Source organism: Enterococcus villorum (assembly GCF_007990225.1).
In the GTDB taxonomy this organism is placed as follows: Bacteria; Bacillota; Bacilli; order Lactobacillales; family Enterococcaceae; genus Enterococcus_B; species Enterococcus_B villorum.
The window spans coordinates 1-5,088 of the sequence record NZ_BJWF01000066.1; the positions used below are offsets into that span (position 1 = coordinate 1).

General features: G+C 36.4%; 5 protein-coding genes and 1 pseudogene. All 6 read right to left on the reverse strand.

The genetic code is table 11. The annotated features are described in order from the left end of the window. Nucleotides 1-86: 86 nt before the first annotated feature. Nucleotides 87-1,139: an ABC transporter substrate-binding protein gene (locus EVI01_RS13065; protein WP_010751861.1), complete on the reverse strand. Its 1,053-nt coding sequence runs from the start codon at nucleotides 1,137-1,139 to the stop codon at nucleotides 87-89. A gap of 22 nt (nucleotides 1,140-1,161) precedes the next feature. Then, nucleotides 1,162-2,202 carry an ABC transporter ATP-binding protein gene (locus EVI01_RS13070; RefSeq protein WP_010751862.1) on the reverse strand — a complete coding sequence of 347 codons (1,041 nt, stop codon included), beginning with the start codon at nucleotides 2,200-2,202 and terminating at the stop codon, nucleotides 1,162-1,164. A 65-nt stretch (nucleotides 2,203-2,267) separates the two neighbouring features. Then, nucleotides 2,268-3,047 (reverse strand): ABC transporter permease, encoded by a 780-nt coding sequence (locus EVI01_RS13075; protein ID WP_010751863.1) that lies wholly within the window; start codon nucleotides 3,045-3,047, stop codon nucleotides 2,268-2,270. Next, nucleotides 3,040-3,876, reverse strand: coding sequence for an ABC transporter permease (locus EVI01_RS13080; RefSeq protein WP_010751864.1), 837 nt, complete (start codon nucleotides 3,874-3,876; stop codon nucleotides 3,040-3,042). The genes EVI01_RS13075 and EVI01_RS13080 overlap by 8 nt, the downstream gene beginning before the upstream one ends. Nucleotides 3,877-4,272: 396 nt before the next feature. Next, nucleotides 4,273-4,362: pseudogene (locus EVI01_RS13085) on the reverse strand (alpha/beta hydrolase); the annotation flags it as partial. A 208-nt stretch (nucleotides 4,363-4,570) separates the two neighbouring features. Beyond that, on the reverse strand, nucleotides 4,571-5,088 hold a 518-nt coding region (locus tag EVI01_RS13090; protein ID WP_146811732.1), incomplete at its 5' end, for a streptococcal pilin isopeptide linkage domain-containing protein.

Here is a 5,088-nt window from a genome sequence, read left to right on the forward strand (position 1 = left end):
GAATAAGGTTGTGAAAAGGCTGGTCTGCATCAGACAATAAGAACAAACAGAGAAAAATAGCTTTTCATATTTTGAGAGTTTTTGACTTATTGGTTAATCAAACGATTCCAACGATCGATCCAATCTGTCATTTGCCCATTGACGAAATCAAAGTCGATTGTTTTTGCACGATCTGCAATGGCACCATAGGTCATGTTTCCAGCTTCTTCATCACTTAATTCTACTTTTGCATTAGTTGGTCCTTCATTTAGCGAAAGTGCCTTTTTCTTTTGTGACTCTTCGCTAATTCGATTATTGATAAATGAGTAAGCTAGCTCTTTATTTGCTGCTTCTTTTGGAATATTCACTGTGTTATAGTTCGCATATGTCCCACTTTCAGGAACGACATAATTGATTGTGTCAGAATCACCTTTGATAATATCGTAAGCAAAGTCCATCACTACTGCTGCTTCAATTTCTCCAGCTTGGAACATATTTGCTAGGTCGGAAGATTTTGAATAGGTCTTAACAACATTCGGTTTTAACTCCTCCAAGGCTTTGAATGCTGCTTTTCCATTATCCTTTTCAATATCTACACCCGCATGTTCGCTCGCAATATACATCATCAATGGTCCAGCAGTTGTGGTAATTTCAGGAATAGAGATTTTCCCTTTCAATGCAGCATCCCAAAGATCTGACCAATCCGTGATTTCTTTACCAACTTTTTCCTTGTCATAAACGATCCCAACGCTATTAACGGCAATTGGCACGCCAGCGCCACTTTCAAAGACTTCTTTTGCCCCGGAAGTTAAGTCCTTTACATTAGGAATCTTTGTCTCATCCAATTTTTCGAACAATCCTTGCGAAGCACCATCTGCTGAATTTGCTTGTGCTAATTCGATGACGTCGATCCCTTTAGGATTACTGATTAGTTTATTGAAACGATCGCCACTATTCCCAACATCTAGTGTAACTTTCGCATCAAATTCTTTTTCAAATGGAGCCATGATATCACTTTTTACGATATCTTCACTTAGCCCAAAGGTCGATACGACTAACTTTTTTGTATCGGAAGAATTTGCTTTTTCTCCTCCTCCACAAGCTGTCAACATCATCATACTTGCTACAACTACTGAACCTAATAGAAAGCCTTTTTTCACTTATTTTTCCCCTTTTCTTCTTTTACTGGTCTTCCAAAAGAACGATCTTATCTTTTGGAAAATGCAAGACGATTTGATCGCCTGCGTGATACACTTGTTTGTCAGTACCATTCACTAAAAATTTTCCTAAGTCCGTTGCTACTTCATACTGGTAGCTTTTTCCAAGGAACGTTCTGATTTTCACTTCACCTGTAACTAAATTTTCTGTCGCATTTGTAGCAATCTCTATATCCTCTGGTCGGATAGTCGCTACTAGTTTTGCAGCTTTCAATGGAGGATAAGAAACCTCAAATACATTTCCACCCGCTTGATAGCGATCTCCATCGATTGGTTCAACCGAAAAGAAATTTTCAAATCCAATGAAATGTGCAACAAAACGCGTTTTAGGGTGGCGGTAGATATTTTCTGGTGTATCATATTGTTCGATTATTCCGTTGTTCATAACTGCCACTTTATCAGAAATTGAGAAACACTCTTCCTGATCGTGGGTCACAAAAACAGTTGTGATGCCTAGCTGTTGCTGGATACGTTTAATTTCAATTCGCATTTGAACACGTAGCTTCGCATCTAAGTTGCTTAGCGGTTCATCTAACAACAATAGTTCTGGTTGAATCACTAATGCTCGCGCTAAAGCTACTCGTTGACGCTGACCTCCTGACAGTTGTTTTGGATAACGTTCGCCTAATTGCTCTAACCCGCAGATTGCCAACATATCTGCTACTTTTTTGGCAATCTCTGCTTTGCTTTCTTTTCGTAGCTTTAACCCAAATGCTACATTTTCGGCAATTGTTAAATGTGGAAACAACGCATAACTTTGAAATACCATACCAAAATTACGTTTATGCACAGGTACTTTCACTAGTTCTTGGTCATTCAACATGAATGAACCATCATCGGGTGAAACCAATCCGGCAATGACACGTAATGTCGTCGTTTTACCACAACCACTAGGGCCCAATAAAGAAACAAGCTCTCCTTTTTCCATAGAAATAGATAAATCTTCCAATATATTTTGTTTTCCGTCGTAACTAACACGGATATTATTCAAATTTACAAAACTCACGGTTTCCCTCCTCATAGTATTCCAGTCACATTTTATTATTTCCTATCTTCTTTCAAGTAAAACTGCTAGGCAATTGAAGCTAATCCTAGTGTTTTTTCAATAATAAACATTAAGAAAACAGTTAATACCATAATCATCACTGAAATAGCCGACACAGTCGGATCATACGCATATTCAATGTAGCTTAATAATGAAGTAGGTAGCATCGTCACTCCTGGTCCAGATAAAAACATTGATACTGGGACATTATTAAATGAATTAACAAACGCCAACATAAATGCCGCAAAAATCCCTGAAGAAACATTTGGCAAAACAACTTGCATAAATGCACGTGTTTTTGTACAGCCTAATGTCCAAGCAACCTCTTCAATCGAAAAATCCAACTGCTCCATGCTTGAACCGACTACTCGAATAATATAAGGTAAACTAATTAAAAAATGGCCAATCAATAAGGCTTGAATAACTGGTAAGTTAAACTTAATAACCGCGTACTGGAACAAGGAATACCCCACAACGATTCCTGGAATCATTGTTGGCGATAAAAAGAAGCTTTTAAAAAGCTGTTTACTATTTATGTGGTAACGAGACAACGCATAAGAAGTGGGCACTCCGACTAATAAAGCCAACAAAGTCGCTCCAATACCAATGAACAGACTTAATTTGAAGCTGTTCATAAATGTTTCAGAACTTAATGCTTTTTGGTACCAATCCAATGAAAATTCATCAATCGGGAATTGAATGGTTGATGATTTTCCAAAAGAAGTCACTACAATAATGAGCAGTGGTAAAAATAAGAAAATAAAAACGAGTCCTGCGATGATTGACATTCCTTTTTGCTTACGCATGATTCATTTCCCTCCGATCTAAACGAGCGGCAATCAGATTTAATCCTTTGTTAACAATCAGAGTTGCCACAATCATAATCAATGCAATCACACTGGCAGAGGTCCAATCACCTAAAGTCGAAGCTTTTTGATAAAGGAAAGTTGCCATCATCATATTTTTATTCCCTCCTAAAAGTTGCGGTGTCGTATAGGCCGTTAATGTCCCTGTAAACACTAAAATACTGCCCACGATCACACCGGGCGTACAAAGAGGAAGTACGATTTTGTAAAAAGTCTTGAATGGGCTAGCACCTAGTGTTTCAGATGCTTCAAGTGTTTCTTTTTCAATATTTTCCATCACACCAACAAGGGTCAAAACCATGGTTGGTAAGAATAAATAAACGGAACCAATAATAATTGCAAACTCTGTATATAATAAATTCAGTGGTTGCTCAATGAGTCCCATTCGCACTAAGAAATTGTTGACGACACCCGTTTTCCCTAAAATATTGATCCATGCAAAACTTCGAATAACCGAATTCGTCAATAAAGGAAACATGGTCATTGCCATCAACAAACTTTTCCATTTTTTACTAACACCAGCAATAAAGTATGCGGTTGGAATACCCATGATTGTAGAAATCAGGGTAACAATTACTGAAACACGTATCGTACGAATAAAAATTTTCAAATTATATTCATCCGTCAAAAAACGAGTGTAAGCATTCAAATTGATACCTGTTTCAGTAAAAATAGTTGGCCAAATAATATTAACTAATGGCAAAAACATAAAAAATAATAATAAGATCGTCCCTGGTGCAATGATCAAATACGGAACATTCTTTTTCATTTTTGTCCTCCTCATTCGTGTTCTGTCTCATTATAAGAAAAAGAACGAACATTTTCAATGTTTTTTCGTTAAATTTTCATAATAAAATTAATATAAACTTTTAATAGCTATAAAAGCCTCTCGTTCGTTCGCTTTTAACAAAAAACGATCTTTTATTATATTATCCTTTATCAAACAACACCTGGAATTTTTTGCCATATATTTTTTTATTTCAACAAACGATCCTTATATAGTCTACTATTGAGCTATTTTTATAATGAAAAGCAATAGGAAAAACACACGAGTAATTTAAGCACAATAAAAGCATTTCAACATACATTCTGATCTAATGTTCGTGAAATGTTTTTTTATCTCAAAATTTATTATTCTTTACCTTTTTATTTTCTGCCAATCAATTCATTCCCAAAGAAATTGATTGACAATTCTGTACACTTCCTGATTTTCATGAAGCATACTATGCATGACATTCTCTCTAGTGATGATTTTTTCTTCTACATTTACTTATTCAATCCCGATCAATAGACTCTTACAAGCTACAATCTACCTGATGATCAATCAGTAGATTCTAGCCTGTTTTTACTCTCAGCTTTCATGCTTGAAATGAGTGTCTTTTTTAGAAAAAAGTATAAAAGCGAGATGAGTTTGCCTCATCTCGCTTTTATTTTGCTAACATTCTATCACTATCTACAAATTATTAGAATAACTTACGTTGTTTGCGAGTGAAATAAATGACTACTACAGTAACTACTAAAAGGATAATCCCTAAAACAATCCAACCAATCTTTGTGGTCTCATTCGTTTTTGGCAAGTTCGGCGTATTACGGTTGATCGTATTTGGTAAAGACTTCGTATCACGGCTCGGCATGCTTGGTAAGACTGGCGTATTACGGTTCGGTAAGTTTGGTAAGACCGGCGTATTACGGTTCGGTGTGTTTGGTACGTTCGCATCGTCCTGTTTCGTTGTTTTCACTTGATTATTGAAAACAGCTGGCTCTTTTTGAACAACCTCAGCAATTAGTTTTCCTGCTTGATCTTTTACGTTCACTGTCACTTGGTACTCTTTAGTGTCATACGTGATCGTGCTATCTGCCCCAGCTTTTTCACGAATGGTGTAATGATGTTCACCGGCTTCTTTGTAAACTAATTCGTCAAAGTAAATTTGGCCCGTGCTGTCATTTGTTTTTGTTTGAAGTACTTTTCCTTCTTCATCGA